The organism is Butyrivibrio sp. WCD2001, from assembly GCF_000424485.1.
GTDB lineage: Bacteria > Bacillota > Clostridia > Lachnospirales > Lachnospiraceae > Butyrivibrio.
In genome coordinates this window covers 1-1,401 of the sequence record NZ_AUJZ01000055.1, presented here as the reverse complement: position 1 = coordinate 1,401, position 1,401 = coordinate 1, and the positions used below count along the sequence as shown (strand labels likewise).

Genomic DNA, 1,401 nt, shown 5'->3' with positions numbered 1-1,401 from the left:
AGTCACATAACATAGACCCGAAACCGGGTGATCTATCCATGTGCAGGATGAAGCGGCCGTAAAAGGCTGTGGAGGTCCGAACTCACATCCGTTGAAAAGGGTGGAGATGACGTGTGGATAGGGGAGAAATTCCAATCGAACTCGGAGATAGCTGGTTCTCCCCGAAATAGCTTTAGGGCTAGCCCTGTATCATTCCTTCTGGAGGTAGAGCACTGAATATCCGCGGGGGCTTCACCGCTTACCAAAGATTATCAAACTCCGAATGCCAGCAAGGATAAGAACAGGAGTCAGACTGTACGAGATAAGTTGGACAGTCAAAAGGGAAAGAGCCCAGATCCACGGCTAAGGTCCCAAAGTACGTGTTAAGTGGAAAAGGATGTGGGATTTCACAGACAGCTAGGATGTTGGCTCAGAAGCAGCCACACATTCAAAGAGTGCGTAATAGCTCACTAGCCGAGAGGTCCTGCGCCGAAAATTACCGGGGCTGAAACACGACACCGAAGCCTGGGGATCGGTATCATCTACGGGTGATGCTGATCGGTAGGGGAGCATTTACAGCAGCGTCGAAGGCGTACCGAAAGGAGCGTTGGAGCGCTGTAAAGAGAGAATGCCGGAATGAGTAGCGAGATGGAGGTGAGAATCCTCCAGGCCGAATATCCAAGGATTCCAGGGTAAAGCTGATCTGCCCTGGGGAAGTCGGGACCTAAGGCGAGGCCTGAAGGCGTAGTCGATGGACAGCAGGTTGATATTCCTGCACCTTGTGTTATCAGAACTGCGGGGACGCAGGACAAAAGTGTGAGCCGGGAAAGGAAAGACCGGTCCCGCAAGGGGGAGCGAACTGAAAGTAGCGAAGCACATGGACGTACTGCCAAGAAAAGCCGCTATTGTGTAGCACAAGCCCGTACCGTAAACCGACACAGGTGGATGAGGAGAGAATCCTAAGGCCGGCGGGAGAAGCATTGTTAAGGAACTCGGCAAAATGTCCCCGTAACTTCGGGATAAGGGGAGCCTGCGAGAGCAGGCCGCAGAGAAGAGGCTCAAGCAACTGTTTAGCAAAAACACAGGTCTATGCGAAACCGAAAGGTGAGGTATATGGGCTGACGCCTGCCCGGTGCTGGAAGGTTAAGAGGAGAGGTTAGCGCAAGCGAAGCTTTGAATTTAAGCCCCAGTAAACGGCGGCCGTAACTATAACGGTCCTAAGGTAGCGAAATTCCTTGTCGGGTAAGTTCCGACCCGCACGAAAGGCGTAATGATTTGAGCACTGTCTCGGCAATGCACCCGGTGAAATTGAAGTACCAGTGAAGATGCTGGTTACCCGCGCCAGGACGGAAAGACCCCATGGAGCTTTACTCCAGGTTGATACTGGGATTCGGTACTGTATGTACAGGATAGGTGGGAGAC

General features: G+C 52.5%; 1 rRNA gene. It reads left to right on the top strand.

Annotated features, from left to right (window positions below):
• Positions 1-1,401 (top strand): 23S ribosomal RNA (locus tag G630_RS0117790); the annotation flags it as partial.